The 22,649-nt window shown below is 50.0% G+C and carries 22 protein-coding genes; 11 read left to right on the forward strand and 11 right to left on the reverse strand.

From position 1 onward, the window contains the following. Nucleotides 1-65 precede the first annotated feature (65 nt). Entirely contained in the window at nucleotides 66-575 is a 510-nt protein-coding gene (locus PsAD37_RS26585) for a GNAT family N-acetyltransferase (protein ID WP_063298639.1), read from the forward strand. Nucleotides 576-593: 18 nt separating this feature from the next. Here PsAD37_RS26585 and PsAD37_RS26590 read toward each other — a convergent pair whose 3' ends face one another. Further along, nucleotides 594-1,088: a hypothetical protein gene (locus tag PsAD37_RS26590; protein WP_063298640.1), complete on the reverse strand. Its 495-nt coding sequence runs from the start codon at nucleotides 1,086-1,088 to the stop codon at nucleotides 594-596. Nucleotides 1,089-1,161: 73 nt separating this feature from the next. After that, nucleotides 1,162-1,578 carry a hypothetical protein gene (locus tag PsAD37_RS26595; RefSeq protein WP_063298641.1) on the reverse strand — a complete coding sequence of 139 codons (417 nt, stop codon included), beginning with the start codon at nucleotides 1,576-1,578 and terminating at the stop codon, nucleotides 1,162-1,164. 217 nt (nucleotides 1,579-1,795) lie between these two features. Here PsAD37_RS26595 and PsAD37_RS26600 point away from each other — a divergent pair, with 217 nt between their 5' ends. Further along, nucleotides 1,796-2,920 carry a linear amide C-N hydrolase gene (locus PsAD37_RS26600; protein ID WP_063298642.1) on the forward strand — a complete coding sequence of 375 codons (1,125 nt, stop codon included), beginning with the start codon at nucleotides 1,796-1,798 and terminating at the stop codon, nucleotides 2,918-2,920. 62 nt (nucleotides 2,921-2,982) lie between these two features. On the opposite strand, the gene leuB is transcribed toward PsAD37_RS26600, so the two are convergent. Continuing rightward, the gene (gene leuB, locus PsAD37_RS26605; RefSeq protein WP_063298643.1) at nucleotides 2,983-4,104 is read right to left on the reverse strand and encodes a 3-isopropylmalate dehydrogenase; all 1,122 of its coding nucleotides are present in this window, start codon (nucleotides 4,102-4,104) and stop codon (nucleotides 2,983-2,985) included. Nucleotides 4,105-4,293: 189 nt separating this feature from the next. On the opposite strand from leuB, the gene PsAD37_RS26610 reads away from it, so the two are divergent. Further along, a complete protein-coding gene (locus tag PsAD37_RS26610; RefSeq protein WP_084408131.1) occupies nucleotides 4,294-5,217 on the forward strand; it encodes an NAD-dependent epimerase/dehydratase family protein in 924 nt (307 codons plus the stop codon). A 12-nt stretch (nucleotides 5,218-5,229) separates the two neighbouring features. Here PsAD37_RS26610 and PsAD37_RS26615 read toward each other — a convergent pair whose 3' ends face one another. Beyond that, nucleotides 5,230-5,625: a VOC family protein gene (locus tag PsAD37_RS26615; protein ID WP_063298644.1), complete on the reverse strand. Its 396-nt coding sequence runs from the start codon at nucleotides 5,623-5,625 to the stop codon at nucleotides 5,230-5,232. A 305-nt stretch (nucleotides 5,626-5,930) separates the two neighbouring features. Between PsAD37_RS26615 and PsAD37_RS26620 the strand changes: the two genes are divergently transcribed. From PsAD37_RS26620 to PsAD37_RS26630, 3 genes are all read left to right on the forward strand, one after another. After that, complete coding sequence (locus PsAD37_RS26620; RefSeq protein WP_063298645.1) at nucleotides 5,931-7,310, forward strand: MATE family efflux transporter; 1,380 nt, start codon at nucleotides 5,931-5,933, stop codon at nucleotides 7,308-7,310. Nucleotides 7,311-7,511: 201 nt separating this feature from the next. Beyond that, a complete protein-coding gene (locus PsAD37_RS26625; protein WP_063298646.1) occupies nucleotides 7,512-7,991 on the forward strand; it encodes a CesT family type III secretion system chaperone in 480 nt (159 codons plus the stop codon). Next, complete coding sequence (locus PsAD37_RS26630) at nucleotides 7,988-9,808, forward strand: hypothetical protein (protein WP_063298647.1); 1,821 nt, start codon at nucleotides 7,988-7,990, stop codon at nucleotides 9,806-9,808. The genes PsAD37_RS26625 and PsAD37_RS26630 overlap by 4 nt, the downstream gene beginning before the upstream one ends. Before the next feature lie 47 nt (nucleotides 9,809-9,855). On the opposite strand, the gene PsAD37_RS26635 is transcribed toward PsAD37_RS26630, so the two are convergent. Continuing rightward, a complete protein-coding gene (locus PsAD37_RS26635) occupies nucleotides 9,856-10,746 on the reverse strand; it encodes a DMT family transporter (protein ID WP_063298648.1) in 891 nt (296 codons plus the stop codon). 82 nt (nucleotides 10,747-10,828) lie between these two features. On the opposite strand from PsAD37_RS26635, the gene PsAD37_RS26640 reads away from it, so the two are divergent. The 4 genes from PsAD37_RS26640 (at nucleotide 10,829) to PsAD37_RS26655 (ending at nucleotide 14,491) form a co-directional block, all read left to right on the forward strand. Further along, the gene (locus tag PsAD37_RS26640; protein WP_063298649.1) at nucleotides 10,829-11,170 is read left to right on the forward strand and encodes a helix-turn-helix domain-containing protein; all 342 of its coding nucleotides are present in this window, start codon (nucleotides 10,829-10,831) and stop codon (nucleotides 11,168-11,170) included. Further along, nucleotides 11,167-11,502, forward strand: a complete 336-nt coding sequence (locus tag PsAD37_RS26645) for a hypothetical protein (protein ID WP_063298650.1) — start codon at nucleotides 11,167-11,169, stop codon at nucleotides 11,500-11,502. Before PsAD37_RS26640 ends, PsAD37_RS26645 begins: the two co-directional genes overlap by 4 nt. A 119-nt stretch (nucleotides 11,503-11,621) precedes the next feature. Next, the gene (locus PsAD37_RS26650; protein WP_063298651.1) at nucleotides 11,622-13,052 is read left to right on the forward strand and encodes an amino acid permease; all 1,431 of its coding nucleotides are present in this window, start codon (nucleotides 11,622-11,624) and stop codon (nucleotides 13,050-13,052) included. After that, nucleotides 13,052-14,491 carry an APC family permease gene (locus tag PsAD37_RS26655; protein WP_063298652.1) on the forward strand — a complete coding sequence of 480 codons (1,440 nt, stop codon included), beginning with the start codon at nucleotides 13,052-13,054 and terminating at the stop codon, nucleotides 14,489-14,491. The genes PsAD37_RS26650 and PsAD37_RS26655 overlap by 1 nt, the downstream gene beginning before the upstream one ends. A gap of 62 nt (nucleotides 14,492-14,553) precedes the next feature. Here the strand turns inward: PsAD37_RS26655 and PsAD37_RS26660 are convergent, their stop codons facing one another. From PsAD37_RS26660 to PsAD37_RS26670, 3 genes are all read right to left on the reverse strand, one after another. Then, nucleotides 14,554-15,231: a carbonic anhydrase gene (locus PsAD37_RS26660; protein WP_063298653.1), complete on the reverse strand. Its 678-nt coding sequence runs from the start codon at nucleotides 15,229-15,231 to the stop codon at nucleotides 14,554-14,556. Nucleotides 15,232-15,380: 149 nt separating this feature from the next. Beyond that, nucleotides 15,381-15,764, reverse strand: coding sequence for a RidA family protein (locus tag PsAD37_RS26665; RefSeq protein ID WP_063298654.1), 384 nt, complete (start codon nucleotides 15,762-15,764; stop codon nucleotides 15,381-15,383). A gap of 109 nt (nucleotides 15,765-15,873) precedes the next feature. After that, nucleotides 15,874-16,065 (reverse strand): hypothetical protein, encoded by a 192-nt coding sequence (locus PsAD37_RS26670; protein ID WP_063298655.1) that lies wholly within the window; start codon nucleotides 16,063-16,065, stop codon nucleotides 15,874-15,876. Between the two features lie 532 nt (nucleotides 16,066-16,597). Between PsAD37_RS26670 and PsAD37_RS26675 the strand changes: the two genes are divergently transcribed. Continuing rightward, complete coding sequence (locus PsAD37_RS26675) at nucleotides 16,598-17,680, forward strand: MaoC family dehydratase (protein ID WP_063298656.1); 1,083 nt, start codon at nucleotides 16,598-16,600, stop codon at nucleotides 17,678-17,680. A gap of 136 nt (nucleotides 17,681-17,816) precedes the next feature. On the opposite strand, the gene PsAD37_RS26680 is transcribed toward PsAD37_RS26675, so the two are convergent. From PsAD37_RS26680 to PsAD37_RS26690, 3 genes are all read right to left on the reverse strand, one after another. Next, on the reverse strand, nucleotides 17,817-19,196 hold the full coding sequence (locus tag PsAD37_RS26680; protein WP_063298657.1) for a methyl-accepting chemotaxis protein: 1,380 nt from the start codon (nucleotides 19,194-19,196) through the stop codon (nucleotides 17,817-17,819). A 348-nt stretch (nucleotides 19,197-19,544) separates the two neighbouring features. Continuing rightward, on the reverse strand, nucleotides 19,545-21,191 hold the full coding sequence (locus tag PsAD37_RS26685) for a U32 family peptidase C-terminal domain-containing protein (protein WP_063298658.1): 1,647 nt from the start codon (nucleotides 21,189-21,191) through the stop codon (nucleotides 19,545-19,547). A 331-nt stretch (nucleotides 21,192-21,522) separates the two neighbouring features. Next, complete coding sequence (locus tag PsAD37_RS26690) at nucleotides 21,523-22,455, reverse strand: LysR substrate-binding domain-containing protein (RefSeq protein WP_063291799.1); 933 nt, start codon at nucleotides 22,453-22,455, stop codon at nucleotides 21,523-21,525. Between the last annotated feature and the right edge of the window lie 194 nt (nucleotides 22,456-22,649).

Here is a 22,649-nt window from a genome sequence, read left to right on the forward strand (position 1 = left end):
TAAGTCAGTGAGCTTTCTTATTCTTCGTGGCACAAAAGCTAAGCTAAACAGAACGGACAAAACCGATGATCATCCGCACAGAGCTGCCATCTGACGTCGAAGCAATCCGCAATCTCGTTTATGCAGCATTCGAAAACCACCCACACCATGAACCCGGCGCAAAGCCAACTGAGCGCCTGATCATCGACCAGCTGCGTGCTAATGGTGAACTGACATTGTCACTCATCGGAGGGCAAGCAGGCGGCATGATAGGTCATATCGCGTTTTCTCCTATAACAATCGATGGTGAGGACAAAGGTTGGTATGGCCTTGGCCCAGTGGCCGTTGCTCCAAAACATCAGGGCAAGGGCTTTGGCTCAACCCTGATCATGGAGGGAATGCAGCAAATCAAGCAGCTTGGTGCCAAAGGTGTCGTTTTGCTTGGGGAGCCGGAATATTACAGCTGCTTCGGCTTTCAGCAGACAAATGGCCTCATCTTCCCCGGCGTGCCAGCACAGTACTTTATGCAGCACACCTTTGAAGGAGAGACACCAACAGGTACCGTCGCTTATTCCGCGGCCTTCGCAGCAAGCTAACGTGATGAAGAATTACGGCTACTCATCACATTTGTCGGGCAGGGCCTGGCTCAATGGCTTATCCGTTGGCTTCAACTCAGCCTTGTTAATCGCAATGGGTGAGTAAGGCGGATCGGTAATCGTGCCCGGCACCACCATATGTAAAACATAACAGCCCGCATAAACCTGTGAAGTCCCGTCAGAAAGGTGCGTTTCAATAACTACCGGGAGCGGCCAATAGAGCTGGCTCATGCCTGCATCTGGCTGGGTTGACCCATAGCGCAGCTGCACAGACTCCGTTGTTCGAAATCCGTCCTTCCATTCCTCAAAGTTCTTAGGTGGGGTATTGAAGTAGCTATACGCCTGCACATATTCTTTGCGGTTGATTGCATTATAATAGCTTTCGATCACCGCTTGGGGGGTGCTGCGATCATCCATATAAGGAATGCCATCAAACACCAGGGCATTAGCGCTCGATACACCACAAACCGCCAGTATTGCGCAGGCTCCGGCGAGCCTGTTTCGATTGAACATGGTTGTGTCCTGTTACGTTTTTAAATCACACAACCAAGTTCAACAAAGACAAGCTAATGCAGGTTTAAACCACTCACTGTGCTCTCATATAGACGGCTTCGTTGGTAAACGAACCAGCATCCAACAGGTGTACAGTTTGATAAACCGTGAGCTGAGAACCGTCTTCATTCAGCTCACGCTTGGCAACCATAATGCTTAGGCCGCCGCGCTTTGCTTCAGAAACCAGATCACCATCCGTGTTTAAAGAGAGAGAAAGCGTATCCGCAAACGGGTTTTGCGGCATAGGTCGATCTTCCCCATCAGGAATGCCTGAGAAGTTGGCCTCAACGGTCTCGCCTTCGCCTTCAACGGTTTTCATGAAGAAACCGATCTCGCCATTCTTCTCGACAATTTTCAAACTGCCACCCCAAGGCATAGAACCCTGCTCATAGTTTGAGGCATCAGGATCCAGAATCCAGGTTCCGAGGAAAGGTCTTAAACGTTCATCCATGCTCTGTCTTTCAGCAATGCTTCTCAAAATTTATCTTGGCTCAGGCTTATGCCGCACAGGAGTTTTTCGCGCAACCAAATCACACGGCTAACTCCCGTGATTAACATCCAGTGGCCAAACTGCCAAAAAACCAATCTTAAAGCAGCAGGCACATCTAACGGAACCTTTGCGCTCTTCGCTGACAATCACAAGCAAAAGAACTCACTCCGGAGGTCTCATGCTCAAGCGCTTTGCCAGCAAACCAATTGCCTTGTTCAAGATCAGCTTAGCTCTGCTCGGTTTTGTTCTTCAGCCAATAGCCGCAAATGCCTGCACCAGCTTCGTCCTGTCCACCGTCGACAACATCAAAATGTATGGCCGCACGATGGAGTTCGGCAAGCAGATCCCCACTAAAATTGGGCTCATCCCACGCGGTTACAAGTTCCAATCTCAAATCAATGATGAAGCGGGCCACAGCTGGACCGGCAAAATTGCTGTGATTGGCGCCAGCATCTTCGACAGCCCCGCCTTGGTTGATGGCATGAACGAATACGGTCTGTCCGGCGGCGCCCTCTACTTCCCCGGCTCTGCTGCCTACAAAAACCCGTCAGATGATAAAGCGCAACGCACCAAGGAAATCAATCAGGTAGACTTCCTCGTCTGGATGCTTTCAACCTTCAAAACAGTCGAAGAAATTAAAGTCAATCTGGATCAGGTCTCATTAGTCGGGACCTTCTACGAGAGCATGGATGAAATCCCGCCGCTTCACTACACTCTACATGATGCAGCTGGCTTTTCTATTGTCATAGAGCCCATAAACGGCGAATTGAAAGTCTATGACAATCCTTACACCGTGCTCACCAACTCGCCAGACTTCGAGTGGCATGTCCAGAACATCCGCAACTACCTGTTCCTCTCTCCATTCAACATCGGCTCTACTGAGATCATGGGACAGGAACTAACCCCCTTCGGTCAGGGTTCTGGCTTGCTTGGAATCCCAGGTGATCCAACTCCACCTTCCCGGTTTATCCGTGCGCTGGGTTTAATCTCCACTATTGACGCCGCTGAACTAAACAAGAACCGGCTTGTGACCATGGAGCACGTGCTCAACAACTTCGACATTCCAAAAGGGTTTGTAAGGCCTGCCATTTTGCCAGTCGAGCAGGAACAGGAAGCCAACGACTACACCCAGTGGTCGACCATTGCTGACATTGAAAACAGAAAGTATTTCATCAAAACCTACGAGAACCCAACGCTGCATGGCGTAAGTTTTGAAGACTTCGATGCCTCAGGATCGCAGATACAATACGTGAACTTGCCAAGTCCTAAACCCACTCAGCCACTACTTCCACCCATGCAATAAAAAACAGGGCTCCCGAACCAACGGAAGCCCTGTTTCAAATTTCTAGACTCTGAACTGCCAGCTTATGCTGAAACACCTGCAAGAGCGGTCAGCTCGGCGACAATAGCATCACCCATCTGTGCGGTGGTGATGGTGGCTTCACCATCCTTCGCGATGTCTTTTGTGCGCAGACCTTTGTCCAGTGCGTTGGAGATTGCTTTTTCAACCATGTCGGCCTCTGCAATCTTCTGGAAAGAGTAGCGCAGCGCCATTGCAAAACTTGCGATCATTGCAATTGGATTAGCAGCACCTGTACCGGAAATATCAGGAGCAGAACCGTGCACTGGCTCATAAAGGGCTTTGCGCTTACCGGTTGCGTCATCAGGCGCACCAAGAGAAGCAGACGGCAGCATACCCAGAGAACCAGTCAGCATCGCCGCAACATCAGACAGCATGTCACCAAACAGGTTGTCGGTTACAATAACGTCAAACTGCTTTGGCCAACGCACCAGCTGCATGCCGCCAGCGTCTGCCAGCATGTGGTCCAGCTCAACATCCGCGTAGTTTGCTTTGTGCGTTGCGGTCACAACTTCGTTCCAAAGCACGCCGGACTTCATCACATTGCGCTTTTCCATGGAACAAACTTTGTTGTCACGGGTGCGCGCAAGATCAAATGCAACGCCAGCAATACGCTCAATTTCATAGCTGTCGTAAACCTGCGTGTCGATACCGCGCTTCTGGCCGTTGTCCAGATCGATGATCTCTTTCGGCTCACCGAAGTAAACACCACCGGTCAGTTCGCGAACGATCAGAATGTCCAATCCTTCAATGACGTCCGGCTTCAAAGAAGACGCGTCAGCCAGCGCCGGATAGCAAATCGCAGGGCGAAGGTTTGCAAACAGGCCAAGGTCTTTACGCAGACGTAGCAGGCCAGCTTCCGGGCGAACCTCATAAGGCACCTCGTCCCATTTAGGACCGCCAACAGCACCGAAAATAACAGCATCAGCTGCCTGTGCTTTCGCCATATCTTCTTCAGAGATGGAAACGCCGTGTGCATCGTAGGCACTGCCGCCAACAAGGCCTTCGTCATACTCGTAAGTATCTTCGCCCTGCTCGTTGAGCCAGGCGATAACCTTTTTCACCTCCTCCATGATTTCAGGACCAATTCCATCACCAGGAAGAAGCAGGAGCTTGTTGGATGCCATGGGTCAATATCCCCGTTTTCTGCAAATTGAAGTTGACCATTTGTGCCGCCTCGCCTCAGTCATTGCAAGGTTCAATATTTCAACGAAAATGGATGGGTGCTCAACTATTGCGATGCAGACAGGTTTCTTTAATCCCACCATGTTAGTTTTCTAAAACTGAGAGTGGACAGTTCTAAGGCACTGCAAAATATGCATAACTTGTTAGTTATAGGTGGATCGGGCTTTGTGGGTGCATCTCTCATCCCGGCCCTACTTTCGAAGGGATATAATGTAACCCTGCTCAACAGAGGCACACGCCCGGTTCCGGGAACCAAGCAGTTGGTTGCAGACAGAAACGATCCTTTTGCCATGCAGCAGATCACCGACAAATTCGAAGCGGTAATCGATACAAGCGCTTATACGCGAGAGCAGTCGAGGATTGCATTCAACACCTTCGGTATCCATGCCAAAAAGTGGATTCATCTCTCCAGCGCAGCGGTTTACAAAGAAACTAAAGGACACTTACCGAGCGAAAAAGACCCGATCGGTGGAGCGTCCGTGTGGGGTGTTTATGGCAGAGATAAATCTGGAGCAGATCACTTCCTGCTGAATCAGGAACACACACCAGCCGTCGCCATCCGCCCGCCTTATCTGTATGGCCCCAACAATGATATCGACCGAGAGCAATTTGTCTGGGCGCGAGCTTTAACAGAACGCCCGATCATCCTGCCCGGTGATGGCCAGACCAAACTGCAGTTTTTGCACGAAGAAGATCTCGCCAGCTTCATCCTCTATCTGCTTGCTATGCATGCCATGCCGACTGAGGCCGTCAACCTGGCGGACCCGCATATCCTCACCATCGAAAAATGGGTGAAGATGCTCTGCGATATTGCAGAGGTCGAACCAGAAGTTCTCTACGGCAATGACATGGCGCCCAGCATCCCAGCCCGTGAGTATTTCCCCTTCCGCGATTACGATTGCGCACTCGATGTGACCAGATACCTGGAAAACTTCGATTGGCAACCGCATTACAAACTACGTGATGGCTTCACCCACACCTTCAAAAGCCACAGCAAAGAGGAGCTCGCCAAAAGCTCCCCTCCGACTTTCGCTGAAAAGGCGATTGAGTCCTAAGCAAAAGAGCGGCTACTGGTATCGCCCGTGCCGCTCCAACATCTCGATTCGATATCCATCGGGATCAGTCACAAAGAAGAACCGTGCCAGCAACTTGCCTTCCACGAAGAACTCTTTGATGTCCTCCGGAGCAAGCCCTTCCTCCTGAAAACGCTTATGTTCTGCAGCCAGCCCATCCACACAGAACGCGATGTGCCCGTATCCGTCACCTAATGAGTATGGCTCGCTGCGGTCTTTGTTGATTGTAAGCTCAACCTCAAAGTCATTCTCCGCATTGCGCAGATAAACCAGCGTAAAGCTGTCAAAATCCAGCCGCTCGGCAACTTCCAGACCAAACGCCCTACGATAAAACGCAAGCGAACGCTCTTCATCCAAAACCCGGATCATCATGTGAATTGCTTTTGCCATGGAAGGACCTCTCAGCAGAATTAACTGCAAGAGGAGTAGGTCGCGCAAGCTACCCTCGTCAACCGCAACACGACACAAATTCAAACTGCCATATACCAGTTCACAAATCTTGCTCAATTGAGCGCATCCACTTGCAGTAAAAATGCACTCCACCTATGATCGCGGTGTGGTTCGGACACCCGCCGCTCGCAAGCATACCGCTCTGGTGAAGCTCCATATTTTCTGCATCAAACCGCATAATTTCAGCGGTTTACTGGCAACGCGAGCTCCAGCATTTTCCCGCTTCTGAACTGAAAGCAGTTTTGATGTCTGACGTTTTTTCTTCCAAACCGGACAATATTTTTCTGTCCGGCTCCATACCTATTCTCTTTGCAAAAACCGCAATCCCCCTCAGCCTTGTCATGATGGTCAACGGCTTGCACACGGTCGTCGACGCCTATTTTCTGGGAACCTATGTGGGTACACAGGCCCTGACTGGCGTCACACTCATGTTCCCTCTCTTCATGATCTTGGTTTCCCTGTTCACGCTCGTGTCCAACGGTTTCGCCAGCATCTACGCAAGGGCCTTTGGCGCTAACAACCACCGCATCGCAAAGAAGATCATCGACAGCGCAATCGCCCTCGCATTGATCGTCTGCGGCAGCCTTATCGTGAGTTTTCTGGTCGCAGGATTTCAGTTAGCTCTGTTCCTGACCAACGGCTCTGACGAACTAGCCCGTATTGGCTATCAATACATGGCGATCCTCATTCTAGGTTCACCGTTGGGGTTCGTCCTATCCATCAACATCGACAGGCTCCGTTGTGAGGGATTACTGCCTCTCATTACAGTCATCACCCTGAGTTCTGCATTCCTGAATATCTTCTTTGATTGGCTCTATGTGGTTCAATTCGGCTGGGGCGTGGCCGGCTCTGCTTATGGAACATTGACTGCACAGTTGATTTCATTAGTTGCACTAGTAGTCTACTACACATCCAAACGCGGGGAACTTTCCTTCCTGAACTGGCGACCAGTGAGCTTCCAATGGAAGTCCCTCATCGCTCTTGGTGTCCCCCAAAGCCTTGGCTATACGGGTGTTTCTCTGGCTGCAGCCGTCACGCTGTTTGCAATTCAGCTTTGGGCCGGAAGCAACTATGAAGTCACCGCTGGAGCCTATGGCATCATCACCAGAATGATGACCTTCACGTTCCTGCCTCTGCTGGGTCTCAGCATGGCGCTGCAATCCATTTCAGGAAACAACTACGGCGCCCAAAAGCACGACAGAACTGCACAAACCCTGAAAATCGCGATCATAATCTCGCTCATCTATTGCGGTGGAGTTCAGGCAATCTACTTCCTGTTCAGCTCCCAACTGGGCGCGATCTTTGTCGATGATGCAGCCACAATTGCAGACGTCGAACGCATCATCCCAATCGTGTCTATGATGTTCTTCCTGTCTGGTCCGTTGATGATGGTAGGCACATTCTTTCAGGCAATCGGTGACGCTGCCCGCGCAGGCATTCTGATGCTGGCCAAAACCTACCTGTTCGCAGTCCCGCTTACTCTCATCCTGCCTTATGCAATGGGAGAAGCCGGTATTTGGTACGCCAGTGTGTTCTCCGAGGTTCTGCTACTGGGGCTCACCTTTGTCATCGTGTTTGCCCACAAACGAGCCGCCGCTCCGGCTACAGTTCTCGCGAATACATAACCAACCAGCCCTCGCATACGCATCAAAGTATGCGAGGGGCACAAGTTTGTCGGCAACCTGTACCAAACAAGACAGCAGTCTCTCCTCACCCTCGCTAAACCTAGCCTTACAGATGCTGTTCCTTGCAGCAGACAAACCGTCTTCACTGCAAGGAACAGCATCAACGACATACAAGTCCTATGGTGAGGCGCGCGAGACTGCATGACTGATTTGGTAAACGCACTGCTGATCGAACTCGGCAACAGAATTGGCTTTGACAACTTCTCTTTGAACGAAGATGGTCAGATTTTCCTTGGTCTTGATCAGGACCTCGCCATGAGCATCGTCTGGCGAGGCGAAAGCCAAACCCTGCTTTTCAACACAGTTATCAGCAAACGCGATACCAACAGTCCGCAAGTCCTTGAAGCTCTGATGCAGGCCAATTGCGTGTTTGCCGACAGCCATGCCATGGCGTTCAACATCAGCCCAAAAGCAAGTTGCATAAATCTCTCCATGGTGGTGACAATCTCCGACAGATCCTCCTTTGCCCTCCACAACAAGCTGGACATGTTCATCCGCACAGCTGCCTCCTGGCACGAGCGCCTCAAGAACCCGGAAGGCCTCAGCCCAAATTGGGATAACCCAAACCACACCAACCCTTGTCAGGCCGATAATTTTGCAGATTTTGGAGCAAGAGTATGAGCACCATTGAACTCTCCAGTTTTGTAACTGCAGCCCAATTCGACAACGGTCTGGACAAACTGCACACCACGCAAGAAGCCGTTACACAACGCACCTCTCATACATCGGTTGGCGGAAAAGTACTCTCCTGGGCCAAGCTCCATATCACTGGAGATGGCCAGAAATCTGCAGATCAGACCCGTTTTCAGGAAGCATTGAAAACAGAATTCGGCAAAGACGTCGGTGAAGCCGCTTACAAGGCTTTCGCACCAGGTGATGGGAAAGCCCACAGCCTGACCAATGCACAAGTACTGAGCTCGGTTGAGTTGGCACTCACAACTCAGGAAAATAAAGCCGAAGAGCTCAATGTAACTACACAAGCGGCTATCCTCTCAAGCGTCGCCAAAACGCATGGTGCAGAGGTAGCAGCCAATGTCACCAAATTGCTGGAAGGCTCCAGTGAGTTTACAAAGGCTGGCGAAAATCCTGAGCAAATAAAAGCAATTGTCTCACAGATTGCAGAGGATGTTGCGAAGAATCTGGCAGCAGAAACCGACGCAAACATTGCAACCCATATTGAAAAACTGGGTGATAGGGAGCATCTGAAAGCTGCTGCATCAACTGCGGACTTCCAAATCAACTGGGATAATGTCTCCTCCGAGCAGATCACAAAACTGCAGGAAAATGTGCAAGGCAAACTGGAAAACCAATCCAGACCAAGCAACTCCAACCAATCCATTCGCAGCAGTTTGAAGGATGAACAGGTACAACAAGCAGTAGGCAATCAGCTACGAGCCATCGCAGCACTGCAATCAGCAAGCGCAGGAGATACTTTGCTTGAAAGCATCTTTTCAGAGTTGGGCCTGCCCGCAGAGAAGATAAGCGCAGGGGCATTCGGTGAAATCGCAACCGTATTGAACGGCGTCTTCAACACGGTTTCCGGTCCTGAAGGCACGAACGACATTACTGATCAGATCGAAGGTATTCTCCAAAAAAGCATCATCAACAGCGCTGTTCAGGACGTGTTGAAATCGACACTGAGAGAAGCAGCCCAAACAGATGAGTTCAGCTCGCAAATTGCCCCGTTTGTGCCTGAAGGAACCCCAAAAGAAATAAGGGCCGCACAGAAATGGTTGCCTGATTTGGCTGCCAAGGAAATCGTGCGTTCTATAAAAGACGGCAATGACTTTCAGGAACAAGGCGGCATCGTCAACGCAGCAAAGGCTGAGCTTGGCAAGCAGATAGAAACAGCTCAAACCGCCAATGAAATCATCAAAGGCTTTGTAGAACACCTGACCGCTGATGAAATCAATGCAGAGCTGCTGACCGAGTTCATAGCAAAGCACTCCAACAATGCGGATGGCTTGGGTGGTGACGACAACAAGTTCGCCGCAGAGCGTCACTTCACGAAGATTTTCAAAGAGCACCCGGAGATCCAGCAACAGCTGAACAACGCTTTCCGCTCCGAGAAGCTCAAGGAAAAATCGCAAGTTGTGAGTGAGGCTATCGAGCTCATTTCAACAAATGTCGAAGAACAGCTGGTCAATCGTCTTCAGCAGGCTGGGAAACATCCGACAGAAGCTTATGCAACCGCTTCAGTGATCTCATCCACACTGAAAGGCCCATTCGTTCAGTTGTTTGCACCCTTACTGGACTCGCTAGATTCCCCTGATGAAAACACAATCTCAGAAGGTGAATTCTTGGAACAAAAGCAGGCAGTAACAGATGTCTTTTTCTTCCCGAGTGATCCGTCGGAAAACGCAACTGGAATTGCAAACGGTCTCGTAAAGGGCTTCCATGATCTCTTTGCAAGACACGACTTGCAGCTCAGCTTCTAATAAAGCAAAGCGTGCCAGCAGCAATTCGACTGCTGGCACCAACTCTCTTACAACAAAATCACAGCAGTTCCGCCAAGCGAGAGCAGTGCACCACCCCAAGCCAGCGGGCGGGGCATGTTTCCCGTTCGCATCCAGAGCAACGGCAGAATAAAGACAGGCGACAGCGAGCCAAGAATGCTGGCAACGGCTGCATCATAATGAGCATAGGCATAGAGCAGCAGCGAGACAGATATGCCATATCCAATGAAACCGGGCAGCACGACGCGGAACAACAGCATCCAGCTCATCTCTGTTGAAGCCTGAACCGCCGAGACAGGCATCAATCCAACCAGGGCCACAATAAACGCAGCGCCGGTAACCCGCACCGCTGATGCTGCCAAAGGCTCGGTCCCTGCAACAAGCAACGGCTTAAGAACAAGCATTCCAATCCCTTGCGAAGCAGCTGCAACAAGCGCCAGCAACACAATCACAACCAACCCGCCACTGCGACGAGTAGCTTCAGTTTCTTGATCAGAACTTCCAAACAAAATTGCCAAGCAAATGCCGAACAGAGCGATTGAGATACCAACAATTTCGGTAAAGCTCAGCTCCTCACCAAGAAACGCGAAGGCAAGGACAGCAACGATTGGAGTTTTGAGCGAAAGCAGCAGCTCCGTTTGTCGCGGCCCGGCTCGGCGCAAACACGCCATCAAAGCTAGGTTTCCAATAATCACGCTGACAACAACACTCACCACAAAGGCAGGCCACTGGCTCCAATCAACAGTATGCCAATACCCCAACACAGAGCAAAGCAAACACAGGATCGCCCCGGATGTAAGCAACTGAATGCGCGTAAACTCAAAAACCCCAACACGTTGTAGCGGTCGGTGGGCCAACATTGATCCACACGCCCACCCTAAGGAAGCCGCCAGGGCAGACGACACCGCAAAAACAACCATAGCAAAACTCTCCAAACGTGCTACAATAAAAGTAGCAAGACACCGCTACAACAATCATAGCAAAAAGGAAAGCCCCATTTCTGTGAAAATACCTAAGGCAGGCAAACCGGTTCGTGGCTCAAAATCCGGCAAACCAATCATGGTTCTCTTTGATTTGCTGGGTAGACGATGGGCTCTTGGCATCATCTGGAACCTTTCAACCGGCCCGCAGACCTTCCGCACGCTCCAGTCCAATTGTGACTCTGTCTCACCCACTGTGCTCAATACGCGCTTGAAAGAACTACGAGAATGCGGGATCGTCATGAATGGAGAATGCGGCTACGAACTGACAGCAGAAGGCGAAGACCTGTTCACCTACCTGCAACCCTTAGGCCACTGGTCTCAAACATGGTCCCATGCAGCCAAATTGAAAGATGACCAATGAAATTCAACCATATCGGCATTCCAACCAAGGGATACTTCGAGGAAGAGATTCCGCTGCCTCACCTGCACATGACCGTCAGCGACCACAAAAACAATCCCTTCGGCATTCAATGGCAGCGCTATGACGAAGGTGCGCCCTACCCTGAAATCGTGAAGACAGTGGCACACGTGGCGTTTGAAGTTGACGATTTGGCAGAGGCGTTGAAAGACCAGAAGGTTATCATCAAACCCAACTCCCCTATCGAAGGACTCACTGTCGCCTTTATCGAGGTAAATGGAGCTCCGGTTGAGCTGATGGAAGTTGACCGTACTATCTGCAAAGAAGACATCTAGCCCAGCGCTCACACCTAACAGCAACTTAATGCCACCAAGGCGCTTCCCACCTGCACTCTCAGTCTTTTTTCAGGCCCTCAATTTAAAGTTTAGAGCATCAAAGACTAAGCCGGTGGCCCATGCAGCAGGAAAAACCGCCCAGCGCTGAACACAAAATCGCATTCATCCCCTTGGTGCTGATCACCACAGCGCTGTTCATGACCCTGCGCAACATGCCAATGATGGCAGAGACCGGCATGCAAATGGTCCTGCTCAACGCCATCACAGTGTTTGCTTTCCTCATTCCAACAGCATTAATTTCAGCAGAACTTGCAACAGGCTGGCCCCAAAACGGCGTATTCCATTGGGTCGAAGCAGCCTTTGGCACGCCCATCGGCTTCGTGGCTGTATTTCTGCAATGGATCCAGTCCATCTTCGGCGTCACATCAATCGTCGCCTATGCCACCGCAACACTCACGTATGCCTTTGATCCTGAGCTGGGCTCAAATCGCTACTACATTACGTTCTCGGTGCTCGCCCTCTATTGGGCTGCAACACTGATCAATTTCAGAGGAACAGAAACCTCAGAGAAAATATCGGGTTATGCGGTCTCCGTCGGCGTCTTCTTTCCCTCTGCACTGCTGATCCTCTTTGGCATCTATTACTTGATCTCTGGCGAACCAATCGCCCTCAACACATCCGCTACAGTCGCAAACTGGGTTCCTTCACTACCCGACACCACCAGCCTCGTCTTCTTCATGAGCTTCGTCTTTGGCTTTGTCGGCATCGAAGTTTCCGCATGCCATGCAAACGAAGTTGAAAACCCGCAAAAGAATTATCCGCGTGCCATCTTCACAGCAGCAATCGCAGGCTTCGTCATCACCCTTGCGGGTGGGCTTGCCGTCTCACTCATCCTCGAAAAAGGCAATATCTCCAACATCAACGGTGCCCTTCAGGCTTTCTCCGCTTATCTGAACGCCTATGGCCTTTCCATTCTCACGCCCTTCATTGCCCTGCTCGTTGCCGTGGGCGCTGCCGGTCAGGTCAGCACCTGGATAGTTGGTCCGGTAAAAGGGATGTGGGCCGCTGGCAGAAAAGGCCTGCTGCCTGCACGCTTTGCGAAAGCCAACAAAAACAACGTCCCTGCAGCACTTCTGATCCTGCAAGCATCTCTCATTTCATTCATTGCCCTGAGCTTCATCCTCTTCGAGAACGTCAATCTGGTGTTCCTCGTCCTCACCTCAACAGCAGTACTGCTTTACTCACTGATGTACCTGCTGATGTTCGTAGCAGCCATTCGCCTGCGTTACACTCATCCGCATATCCCGCGCCCTTACAGAGTGCCCGGCGGCAATTGGGGCATCTGGCTGCTCGGTATCATCGGCATGTTGACAGCCATAAGCTGCTTTGCAATTGGTTTCATTCCCCCACCATCCCTGCCATTCTCAATAAAGAGCTTTGAAGGCCTCATGGTTGTGGCTGTTATTCTCGCCCTGCTGGTTCCACTCAGCATATGGTTCCTACGTCGCAAGAAAATCTCGAACGCCTCGAAAAGTAGAGGACAAGAGTGATGGGCAAAACACCACGCAATCAGCCAAAGCACCACATAACCCTTTGGCACTTGGTGTTTATGACCACAGCTCTCTTCATGACGATGCTGAATATGCCACTCATGGCACAAACCGGCATGAAGATCCTGTTCTTCAACACAGCAGTGATCCTCTGCTACATCCTGCCTGTAGCCCTCATTTCAGCAGAATTGGCAACAGGTTGGCCCAAACATGGTGTTTACACTTGGGTGCAGGAAGCTTTCGGCGCTCCCTTCGGGTTCATGGCAGTCTTCCTACAGTGGTTTCAGGCCATTTTCGCCATGGTCGCAACCGTTGCTTACACTACCGCAGCCCTCGCGTTTGTGTTTGATCGCCCTCTTGATGAAAACCCATGGCTTATGTTCACAGGTGTTATCATCATCTACTGGGGCGCAACCTTCGCAAATTTCAAAGGCACAAGAATTACAAAACGCATTGCCAGCGTCTGCCTGCTGGCAGGAACTATCTTCCCATCTCTCTCCATGATTATATTGGGCCTGCTCTACGTCTCTGGCCCTGCTCAACCCGCTATTGATGTCAGCCTCACCACCGCCAATATCATCCCCTCCCTCTCTCAAACCTCAACCTTGTTCCTCTTCCTTAGCTTCCTCTTCGGCTTCATCGGTATGGAAGTTTCAGCGGGCCACGCGACAGAAGTTCAGAACGTTCGACGCACCTATCCAATCGCAATCCTCATCGCAGCACTGATTGGCTTTTCAATTTCTCTTCTGGGCGGTTTGACGATTGCCATGATCATTCCGGTCACGGAGATCTCAAACACGCTTGGGGTCCTGCAAACCTTCACAATACTGCTGGATCACTATGGCGTGCCGAACATCTTACCCGTTGCAGCCATGTTCATCGCTGTTGGCGCTGCCGGACAAGTTAGCACTTGGATTGCAGGACCAGTGAAAAGCCTCGCAGTCGCAGGCCGCGATGGCATGCTACCCAAATTCCTGCATGGCTCAAACACTCACGATATGCCAGTGCCACTCATGTTGGTGCAGGCCACCATCGCCACACTCATAGCAACCGCTTTCCTGCTTCACGTAAAGACCAACGAGGTGTTCTTGTACCTCACCTCAACAGCGGTGCTGCTTTACTCCGTCATGTATTTACTTTTCTACAGCACCGCAATCCGGCTGCGCTACAAACACCCCAATGTTCCGCGGACCTATAAGGTCCCGTTCGGCAACTGGGGCATCTGGGTGTTGGGCAGCATCGGCTTCAGTATCTCACTCATCGCATTCATCATCGGCTTCAGGCCTCCAGACGAACCCGACTTTCCGGCAACAACTTATCTGGCAATCATTATCCCCGGCGTGTTCCTCACACTCAGTATTCCGTTCATTCTCTGGAAGGTCCGCCGCCCCAATTGGAAAGCCCGCAAACAAGCAAAAAAGCCGCGCCCTACACCATAGAACGCGACTCTCCAAAACTCTATCGAACCAACACTTTGATTGGTTCTCTGCCCTACAGAGGCTTAATCCTCAGCTTCCTGCTCTTTCAACTGCGCACGCAAATCCTGCGCATCTTCAAAGATCTCAGTTTCTTTACTCATAACCCGCAAAGCCCCGGAGCCGATATCAAACCATGCACCATGGATGTCCAGGTTTCCCTGTGTGACAAGCTTTTCAATAAACGGGAACGTCATAAGGTTCTTCAAGCTCTGGCGAATACCAGCATATTCCAGTGCAAGTTGCGGATCTTCGTGTTTATCAACGGGAGTACAAGCCAGCGTAATCGCAGCCGGTTCCAACATCTTGATCCACGGTCCAACAAACTGACCAGTCTTGCTGAGTTTGCCATTACTTTCGCGGAAAGCCTGAACACCACCACACTTGCAATGGCCCAACACAACAAGATGCTTCACCTTTAGGCCAGTCACCGCATACTCGAGCGCTGCACTGGTACCGTGCGTACCACCGCCCTGAATAAACGGAGGCACAAGGTTCGCCACGTTGCGAACCACAAACAGCTCACCCGGCTGCGCATGGAAGATACCTTCAGGAGTAACCCGGCTATCACAGCAGGAAATCACCATTACTTCAGGTTCTTGACCATAGATCGCGAGGTTTTGATATTCCTCTTCAAACTGGCGATAAATCCGCTCTTTATAAAGGCCGTATCCAGTCAGCAGTTCTTTCGGAAAATCAGTCATGCGTCGCCATCTCGTTAGTGTCGATATTGTCTGCGTATATAGCTAAGGCAAACGATCTTTCAACTGGCGAAAAGACCAGAAACTTAAAAGTCTCTTCACGTACATCTCCACAATGTACATTGTCAGTCTCACGAAAGCGAAAAGCCAGATTAGCTTCTTCGAGCCATGACTTCTATTTCGACCTTCATTTCTTCTTTAATGAGAGCGCAAATAACCATCGTCGCGGCAGGACGGATCTCACCAAAATACTCACCAAGCACGGCAAAAACCGCCTCAACGTTACTCCGGTCAGTCACATAATAGCGCGCACGAACCACATCCGTGAGCGAACATCCTGCTTCGCCAAGCGCGCCTTTGATCGTTTCCAGCGCATTAACGGCTTGTGCGCCCACATCCTCTGGCATTTGCATCGTCGAATAATCATATCCGGTCGTGCCAGAAACATGGACGAAGTCGCCATCTACAACTGCACGAGAATATCCAGCGGTCTTTTCAAAGGGTGATCCTGAAGAAATTAAAGTTCTCTCCGACATAACAACCTCCCTCGACTACAACTCAACATACTGCGGCAGAACCATCAGCAGCATTCACTATTTGCAGGATACAACCGGGACAGTTCAGATCAATTGAGAAATTGGCACCTTATTCCTGACGACTTGATGAGAAAAAGCAGCTCAGCCCAAGTGCAGTCCATAAAGCGATGCCAATCCAGTACATCAGTGGGTCTACAGTTCTGTAGATGACATCATAAAGAAGCGTGTATCCCGCATAGAGATCCCAAGCGACCCACGCCAGCAAAACAACACCTATAATCCGCCAGAAAAAGCTCATCATGGGCGAAATCCTCCTACCACTCATAGTAACGCTTTGATCTTGAAGAAAAACCTACGGTTTTGGGGGGCCAAACAGTGAACAACTCAGCACAGTCACTCAAAGTGAATCAGGCGAGATTTGCTAACATTTTTACTGATTCGCTTGCATAATCCTACAATTTCAACGTCACGATGTAAGTTTAGCTAAAAACACGACACAATTACATAATCATAACCTACATTTAATTTGCTCATTTCTACTAATTCTGGGATATAAAGGATCTCAAATGGACAGAAAGCTTGCTTGTTTCTCTTGAGTATTTTTGTCGATCATCTGGAGCACGGATTACGGAAATCATCACGTCATCCGGCAACTTATTGAATTTGTTTAATTAAACAAGTCAATTGGACAACTAAGGAAAATATAAAGGGATAAGAAAAAAGATCAAAAGCGACACATACTATGCAAAGTGTCAACTTTCTAAGGTATTGCTTGATAACTAAAAATACTTCTTATTCAATGCCTGCCGTGTTGTTGTTGGGGGACTACATACATGACGTTAACTGCGGTTAAGACAAAAACGTCTTGCGGTAACTTTTTTGAAGATTTTCACGTGGGCCAGGTCATAAGACATGGCACACCAAAGACAATAAACGAGGGAGATACAGCTCTTTATACTGCATTATACGGATCTCGATTTGCGGTACAGTCGGGAACTGCTTTTGCAGAAACCATTGGATACCCGTATTACCCGTTGGATGACCTGCTAGTCTTCCACGTGGTCTTCGGTAAAACAGCGGGAGATATCTCACTGAATGCCGTCGCGAATCTGGGGTATTCCGACTGCCGTTTCCTGATGCCTGTCTATGCCGGAGATACTGTCTCTGCCACGTCAAAAGTCATCGGGCTGAAAGAAAATTCAAACGGCAAAACCGGTGTTGTTTACGTGCGCTCTACTGGCTATCGCCACAAAGAGCCAGGGAATCCTGAAAAGGTTCTGGAATACACCCGCTGGGTCATGGTGAAAAAGCGCGATGAAGATGCGTCTGCACCAGAAACCGCCCTGCCGGATCTGCCAGACGGAATTTCCGAGGACTGCCTTGGGCAAGCCGTTCCAGAGCTTTCAATCGATAATTGGGACTTTGACCTTTCCGGTTCACCATTCCGCTTCGATGACTACGAAGTGGGTGAAAAGATCGCTCACGTCGACGGTATGACCGTGGAAGAAGCTGAACACCAGCTCGCAACACGTCTTTACCAGAACACAGCGAAAGTCCACTTCAATCATCACAGCGAGAAAAACAGTCGCTTTGGCAAACGCCTGATCTACGGTGGCCATGTCATCTCGCTTGCGCGTGCTTTGTCTTTCAACGGACTCGGCAATGCTTTCCATATCACGGGCATCAATGCAGGACGACACGTTGCACCGCTCTTTGCGGGTGACACCGTTTACGCATGGTCTGAAGTTCTGGACAAAAAACGGATTGAAGAAAGAAGCGATATCGCAGCACTACGCCTGCGCCTCATCGCAACAAAAGATCTTACTTGCGGAGATTTCCCATACAAGAATGAAGACGGGAAATACGAAGACGGCGTAATCCTTGATCTGGATTACTGGGTCGTCATCCCGGTTTGATCTTCAACGTATCCTTGAGGAGCCAAGGTCTCTAAAGGATGCGACAAAACGATAGAAATAAAACAACACGAAAAGAAAGCCCGGTGCACCATGTGCCCGGGCTTTTCTGATTTTCAATCAACTCGAAGAATACACCTCACCGCTTAGACAACAACTCGTCCAGATGGCGAAGTACCTCGACTGAAGCATCTTCCATGCGTTTGTAGGCAGCATCTGCGCCTGCATGATCTGCTATTCCAAAAAGGCGCGCACATTCCTTGCCTTGTTCGTGAACTTCAGCATGAACAGGCAACAGTTTCTTAAACGCCAGACTATCGCGAACACGAGCATCATCCACTTTGTCATACCACTTACCAAGACGGCACTGATGATGATCTGAAAGCTCACTCACCTGCAAATGACTGAGGCCAACTGACATTTCGGCAAGGTGCTTCTTCCAGATTATGTGATCAGCCTTAGCACGATGCAGAATGAAGTTCGGCACGCCTCGCTTATCAAACTCAGTAAACTGCTCTTCCACGATGGATTCAGATTGAGCAACCGTCTCGATCACATGTTCAATCCGCTCATTCACATCGCGTGCATGCCCTGCAATTGCATGCACACCGCGATTGATTTCGCTGGTTGCCTCTTCCTGCTGCGTCAGCTGGCGTGCAATTTCACGCATCTGCGTACTCGCAACTCCTACATCGCGCATCACTTCGGAAATCAAACTCTCGGCATTCTGTGAATTATCAATACTCTTGCCAACCAGAGACTGTGCATCACTCACAGCTGAGTTCACATCGTTCACGTGAGCTTGCAAGGTCTCAATCCGGCACCGAATATCATCTGTTGCCTGCTGTGTTTGACCGGAGAGATCCTTCACCTCGGAAGCCACAACAGCAAAGCCCTTGCCCGCCTCGCCAGCACGCGCCGCTTCAATCGTCGCGTTCAGTGCCAGCAGATTTGTTTGCTTGGCCAGGGCCTCAATCGTACCGACAAATGTGCCAATCTGAACAGCGGCAGCGGTCAACTCATTTGCAGCAGCAGTCATACTTTCAAAGAACCGACCAATATGCTGGCTGGCATCTGCAGATTCTCGAGTTGCTGTTTCTCCCTGCTGCATGGCTTCATTTGCAGATTCCACCGCATCCGCAGCTCCTTGAGCGCTAGAGGCAATTTCAGAGAAGGAAACGTTTAGCTCTTCAACACCGGTCGCAATTGTCTGCGCGCCTTCATCCGTTTTGCGAATATGCCATGTGATTTGGGAGATCGCTGCCATCGATTCACTGGCTTGCAGGGAGTACTCTACCGTTTGGCCAAGGGTGCGCTCATCCTGATCATCAAGCTTCTGCTTTAGTGCTTCAAAGCGCTCGTAAAGATCTGCTGAAACACCTTCCACTTCGGGAAGTGGACGATCTTCCATCAAAGCCGACAGAAGTGCATCAATTCCTTCACGATTGATGCCGCCCACATCTGTCTGATGTGATCCCTCAGCCTTAGGTGCGCTCTTCAACATTTCGGACCAGTTCATCTTGAATTACCTTCCAAACTGCACATTCAGTGCAGATAATTCCCTAACCGCCAATCTCTCACCACCACAACCCAGCCAAGTCAGTAGAGGAAAAATAAGTAAGATCAGCGTATTTACGTACCCCACAACAAGTCATTCAAGACAACAAGTGCAACTATCCCAACGTCAAACTTATGAGCTTGAAAGACTCATGCTTAAAACATACATAAATTATTACTAATAATAGCTTACTAGCCTAATAAATATGGTTTTGGCTTTGAAATTCAGTATGTTCTCATAAGGGCCAGACAGAATAAAAGCCCCGACCTTTCGGACCGGGGCTTTGAGTACATCAATCTAACTAAGCTATCAGCTCACTTCGTGCTTCAACGCATTCCGCGCCAGCATCACACCCTGCTTTTTAGTCTTCAGAATCTCGCGAGCCTTCTCAAACTTCGGATCTTCCCAGAAGATCATGCAACCGTTACAGCCACGACCACAACAACCTTCCAAGCCAAGACGAGGAGATTTTGGTTTACGATCCTGACTTCCCTCAACGATCGCATCAATCAATCGACCACGCTGCCTCTCATACTTGTTCTGCTGCGCATTCGTCGCTTCACCGCGCGCTTCAATACGCTCTGCAGTCCGATCCAGCTTCAGGCGACTCCACTGCTCTGGTGTCAACGGACGCTCTTTACGCACCACAGTGTTTACCGGGAAGCGATCTTTAAAGTCCGCTGCATCGTCTTTATCAAACAGGGAGAACGGGATACGCACCAATGGCTGCTTGCCAGCGTGTACTTCCTGCGTAATCTCACCAGACTTCGCATTTTCAAACTCATAGATACGCAGCAAGACGCTGTCGTCGGACAGAGGCTGCAGAAACTCCAGCACTTCCCCGGCAACAATCTTGTTCTTCACTTTCATGTAGAACGCTTCGTCAGTCACCTTCTCAACAATACCAGCGAATTCCCACTCACCAATTGAATGTGTGTCTTCATAGTTATGGGCATAGTAGTTCAAACGGCCTTCATGGAACGCAGTGGTGTAGCCACGATTGGCAACACTATACATCTCATCCATGTACTTCTGCGGGTTCCAGTTCTCAGGGTCACAATAGTAATCATCAATCGCCATGCGGTAGGCACGTGCAACAACCGCAACGTAGTACATGGACTTGCCACGCCCTTCGATCTTCAGAGAATCCACGCCAATACGCAGGAAGTCATTCAGCTTCGGCATCAGACACAGGTCTTTGGAGTTCAGAATGTAAGAACCGCGACCATCTTCCAGAATTGGCATCAACTCGCCAGGGCGGCATCCCTCTTCCAGCAAGAACTCAAACATGTCCATGTTGTCTTCGTTCAGCTCAAGCTCGTTGATCGTGCCGTCTTTCATGCGCATGCGCACTTTGTAGTTCCAGCGACAGGAGTTTGCGCAGTTCCCTTGGTTCGCGCCACGCTCCGCCATAAAGTTGGAAAGCAGGCAGCGACCAGAATAGGTCATGCACATCGCACCATGAACAAATGCTTCCAGACGAATGTCCGGGCACTTCTCACGAATTTCAGAAAGCTCAGGAAAGGACACTTCACGCGCCAACACAACCAGGTCAGCGCCCTGCTCTTTCCAGAAATCAACCGAAAGCCACGAGCAAACGTTCGCCTGCGTGGAAATATGCAGCGGCACATTTGGCAGCTCTTTACGCATAAACTGGAACACACCCGGATCAGCAATGATCAACCCATCCGGATTAATATCGCGAATAGTCTCGGCATATTCCTTCAGTTTAGGAACGTCTTTGTTATGAGAAAACAAGTTCAGCGTCAGATAAACACGCTTGCCATGCTTATGCGCAAATTCAATCCCTTCAACAACCTGCTCAAGCGTAAACTCTGCCTTCGTACGCAGGGACATATCTGGCGTACCAAGGTAGATCGCATCTGCTCCATAAAGCACAGCAATCTTTAGCTTCTGAAGGTTGCCCGCAGGCATCAGGAGTTCTGAAGTTCTCATAGTGGCGACCAAATTCTCTGGTGTTTTCTAAAGCTCTGTTGTCAAGCTATTGACCAGCGCCTCGGCAGTGTCTTTGGGAAACAGCAAAAGGGCGCGTATTTAGGGGTGCTTCTAAGGGATTTCATCAAGGATGAACAGAACAATTTTGTCTCACCCAGTTTGATGGGCTACAGCAATTCCATCGCTCAGCAGCACACCACTCCAATAAATCCGTATAACTATGCTTACAAAGAAATGGGCGGATACCTAAGTACCCACCCAAATCATAAGAACACTCATGTAAGCTGACGGTTAATTGCCCCCGCCGTCAGCTACAAACAGCAACACTCGCTTAATCGACGAGCGCAGCCACTGGTTCATAAGCTTCTTCATCTACGAAATCGTAGCGCAACTGATTTTCAAACCAATCACGGAAGCTGCGAATTTTGGGCTCAGCTCCACGCTTCTCACGCCACATCAGCTTATGTTCACGACCATCCCGCTGATATTCAGGGAAGATCGGCACAAGGCGTCCGGCGGTTTCAGCTTCGGCACTCAGCAGATTGGACTCTAGAACAATGCCGAACCCCTTTTCGGCAGCGTCAAGAGAAAGAGCCGCATTCTCAAACACCATCATCTCGTTGACGATCGGGTTTGGAACACCAGCTTCAGACAGCCATGTCTCCCAGGAAACCGTGGCACCTTCACTGCGAATAATCGGCAGCTTCAGCAACTCATTCGGCTTTTTCGGGTAGCCAAGATTATCCAGCAGTTCAGGTGAAATCAGCGGACGAAACTTCTCGCGTCCTAAAGAGATCTCCTGAAACTCTTCTGGAGTATTGGACTGGCGCGTAAAGACAAGGTCATAAAGCCCGCCTTCAATATTCTGATCAGAGCCACTGCTGGAAACAGTCACCGTGATCTCTGAATTATGCGCAGTAAACGAACGAAGGCGGCGCAACAGCCAATTGCTGGCGAAGCTTGAAGAACAATGGATACTCAAGGTATCTCTGTTCCCGACGGCCTCAATAGTGCGCGTCGCAGTTGAGATTCTGTCAAATGCCTCGGCAATCTCCGAGGCATATCGATAGGCCGCTGCAGTCGGGAAAACCGCTCTGGAACGGCGCTCAAACAGCTCCAATCCCAGGTGATCTTCCAGCGCTTTGAGCCGGTGACTGACCGCACTAGCCGTAATTGCTAGCTTTTGGGCCGCCGAAACCAAACTCCCAGTTTCCATAACTGCACGAAACGCGACCAAAGCATTCAAAGGGGGCAAACGATTCATGAAATGCCTTATTCTTGATAGAGTGAGAGATACAACCAATATTCCGATTAATGATGTAGACGTAACATAGCGCCTCCCCAATTTGAACACCCTCAAATCAACTAGGTCACGTCAAAAATTATGTAAAAGAGCACATTTCCACAATAGATAACACCACATATGAACTACTCAATTATTGATAATCTAAGGAATAC

Source organism: Pseudovibrio sp. Ad37, from assembly GCF_001623075.1.
In the GTDB taxonomy this organism is placed as follows: domain Bacteria; phylum Pseudomonadota; class Alphaproteobacteria; order Rhizobiales; family Stappiaceae; genus Pseudovibrio.

Bases quoted from the DNA above. Each gene is read 5' to 3' on its own strand.
- PsAD37_RS26585 (WP_063298639.1), top strand. From the start codon at position 66: ATGATCATCCGCACAGAGCTGCCATCTGACGTCGAAGCAATCCGCAAT.
- PsAD37_RS26590 (WP_063298640.1), bottom strand. From the start codon at position 1,088: ATGTTCAATCGAAACAGGCTCGCCGGAGCCTGCGCAATACTGGCGGTT.
- PsAD37_RS26595 (WP_063298641.1), bottom strand. From the start codon at position 1,578: ATGGATGAACGTTTAAGACCTTTCCTCGGAACCTGGATTCTGGATCCT.
- PsAD37_RS26600 (WP_063298642.1), top strand. From the start codon at position 1,796: ATGCTCAAGCGCTTTGCCAGCAAACCAATTGCCTTGTTCAAGATCAGC.
- leuB (WP_063298643.1), bottom strand. From the start codon at position 4,104: ATGGCATCCAACAAGCTCCTGCTTCTTCCTGGTGATGGAATTGGTCCT.
- PsAD37_RS26610 (WP_084408131.1), top strand. From the start codon at position 4,294: ATGCATAACTTGTTAGTTATAGGTGGATCGGGCTTTGTGGGTGCATCT.
- PsAD37_RS26615 (WP_063298644.1), bottom strand. From the start codon at position 5,625: ATGGCAAAAGCAATTCACATGATGATCCGGGTTTTGGATGAAGAGCGT.
- PsAD37_RS26620 (WP_063298645.1), top strand. From the start codon at position 5,931: ATGTCTGACGTTTTTTCTTCCAAACCGGACAATATTTTTCTGTCCGGC.
- PsAD37_RS26625 (WP_063298646.1), top strand. From the start codon at position 7,512: ATGACTGATTTGGTAAACGCACTGCTGATCGAACTCGGCAACAGAATT.
- PsAD37_RS26630 (WP_063298647.1), top strand. From the start codon at position 7,988: ATGAGCACCATTGAACTCTCCAGTTTTGTAACTGCAGCCCAATTCGAC.
- PsAD37_RS26635 (WP_063298648.1), bottom strand. From the start codon at position 10,746: ATGGTTGTTTTTGCGGTGTCGTCTGCCCTGGCGGCTTCCTTAGGGTGG.
- PsAD37_RS26645 (WP_063298650.1), top strand. From the start codon at position 11,167: ATGAAATTCAACCATATCGGCATTCCAACCAAGGGATACTTCGAGGAA.
- PsAD37_RS26650 (WP_063298651.1), top strand. From the start codon at position 11,622: ATGCAGCAGGAAAAACCGCCCAGCGCTGAACACAAAATCGCATTCATC.
- PsAD37_RS26655 (WP_063298652.1), top strand. From the start codon at position 13,052: ATGGGCAAAACACCACGCAATCAGCCAAAGCACCACATAACCCTTTGG.
- PsAD37_RS26660 (WP_063298653.1), bottom strand. From the start codon at position 15,231: ATGACTGATTTTCCGAAAGAACTGCTGACTGGATACGGCCTTTATAAA.
- PsAD37_RS26665 (WP_063298654.1), bottom strand. From the start codon at position 15,764: ATGTCGGAGAGAACTTTAATTTCTTCAGGATCACCCTTTGAAAAGACC.
- PsAD37_RS26670 (WP_063298655.1), bottom strand. From the start codon at position 16,065: ATGATGAGCTTTTTCTGGCGGATTATAGGTGTTGTTTTGCTGGCGTGG.
- PsAD37_RS26675 (WP_063298656.1), top strand. From the start codon at position 16,598: ATGACGTTAACTGCGGTTAAGACAAAAACGTCTTGCGGTAACTTTTTT.
- PsAD37_RS26680 (WP_063298657.1), bottom strand. From the start codon at position 19,196: ATGAACTGGTCCGAAATGTTGAAGAGCGCACCTAAGGCTGAGGGATCA.
- PsAD37_RS26685 (WP_063298658.1), bottom strand. From the start codon at position 21,191: ATGAGAACTTCAGAACTCCTGATGCCTGCGGGCAACCTTCAGAAGCTA.
- PsAD37_RS26690 (WP_063291799.1), bottom strand. From the start codon at position 22,455: ATGAATCGTTTGCCCCCTTTGAATGCTTTGGTCGCGTTTCGTGCAGTT.